The sequence below is a fragment of the Shewanella sp. WXL01 genome, assembly GCF_012263345.1.
Classification (GTDB): domain Bacteria; phylum Pseudomonadota; class Gammaproteobacteria; order Enterobacterales; family Shewanellaceae; genus Shewanella; species Shewanella maritima.
Window position 1 is genome coordinate 1 of the sequence record NZ_JAAIKQ010000021.1, and the last position, 1,828, is coordinate 1,828.

Sequence of the window (1,828 nt, forward strand, 5' to 3'; positions counted from 1 at the left end):
ATGTGTCACAAGAAAAACGACACAGTGACCGCCATCTTTGATGGTGTCCACGGTCAAATCAATAACAGCAAATCGCCTATGGCGGGGTTGCAGTGTGAAGCCTGCCACGGCCCACAAGGTAAGCATAATCGTGGCGGTAAAGAGCCGATGATTAGCTTTGGTAAAGACAGTAAGTTAAGCGCCAGTGCACAAAACAGCGTATGTCAGGGTTGTCACAACGACCCGAAACAAATGGCTTGGCATACCAGTACCCACAATCTTGAAGAGATTGCCTGTGCTGATTGCCATGTTGTTCACGCCGCCAACGACCCTGCGCTAGATAAACTCAGCGTCAATGACACCTGCACTTCATGTCACACCAAAGAAAAAGCCGACATGAACAAACGCTCATCACACCCAATGAAGTGGGACCAGATGACCTGTGTTGATTGTCATGCTCCTCACGGCTCAATGAACGAAAGCGCCTTGATGCAGCCAACGGTTAATGACACCTGTTACAGCTGTCACGCTGAAAAACGTGGCCCATTCCTATGGGAGCATGCGCCAGTGACTGAAAACTGCGTCTCATGTCATAACCCACACGGCAGCGTCAACGACAATATGCTTGATAACCGTGCACCTCAGTTATGTCAGCAATGTCACACGCCAGACGGTCACGCTTCTCGCGTGGTACCTGAGCCAGGTATGGATGCATTTGGCGGCGCGAAGAGCTGCTTGAACTGCCACAGCCAAATCCATGGCTCTAACCACCCATCTGGCAGCCTGCTGCAACGCTAATGGAGAGCAAGAGAATGTCATTTAAATTAAACATGATTACCTTAGCCATGACCTTTGCAGCCACCCCTGCAATGGCCGCTAACTTTGCGGTGGGTAATGCCAATACTGACGCGGTGAACTTTGGCAAATATGAGTGTAAGCGTTGCACTCAGGCCCAAGGTTACACAGGTGAAGTGAGTGTGCACGCAGGTTACAACAATGTGGATGATATCCATGCGGGTAATGCCCTCGGCACAGCTGAAGATGGTGCCATTGGCGCAGTTAGCGGTGATGTGCGTTACCAAAACGATGAAGGCTACCAAGCTAAGCTGCAAGCCCATCAGTTAGGTATGGATAACGGCTTTGCCCGCTTTAGCGCCGGTAAGTCGGGTGTGTACAGCGTCAATCTTGACTACGACAGCATCAAAACCTATCAAGCTGGTAATGTTGAAAGCCCATTTTGGCACAACAACGGTATGCTGACGCCATCAGATACTATGCGTGTCTTTGACCTCGCCAAACAGCGCGAGAAAATCGGCCTAGGTGTGGAGTTAAAGCAAGACCTATTTGATGCCTATATCGGTTACAGCCAGGAAGATAAAACCGGTCACCAATCAAGCTCACTGGTTGCCCCTAACCCAATCAATTTTGGCTTGCCGATTGATGCACGCACTAAACAATTAGATGCTGGCATTAACGTCTCGGGCGATAACTGGTTAACGGAGCTGGCTTATCAAGGCAGCTACTATGAGAACAAAATGAACCACATCAGCTTGCCACACCTTTACGATGTGCAAGCCGCAACCCCTGACAATCAAGCCCATCAGGTGTCACTGTCGGGTCAGTACCAGCTTAACCGCACCGTGATGAGTGGCCGTGTCGCCACGGGGCGCATGATTCAAGATGAAGACTTAGTGAATGTCTCTGGTAGCCCACTACAAAGCTGGGATGGCCAGGTTGATACCCTTGATGGCCGCTTTGCTATCAGCTCGATGCTCACTAATCGTCTGCGCCTTGGGGCAAGCTTTGCCTACAGCGACCGTGACAACCAAAGCTCAACCGCTGAGTTTAC

Annotated in this window: 2 protein-coding genes; both read left to right on the plus strand. The window is 50.5% G+C overall.

Features of this window, described 5'->3' with window-relative positions; all coding sequences use genetic code 11:
- The coding region (locus tag G3R49_RS19865; protein WP_167870825.1) for a DmsE family decaheme c-type cytochrome at window positions 1-777 on the plus strand (777 nt) is incomplete at its 5' end.
- A 14-nt stretch (window positions 778-791) separates the two neighbouring features.
- Window positions 792-1,828, plus strand: a 1,037-nt coding sequence (locus tag G3R49_RS19870; protein ID WP_167870826.1) for an MtrB/PioB family decaheme-associated outer membrane protein, incomplete at its 3' end; no start/stop codon positions are given.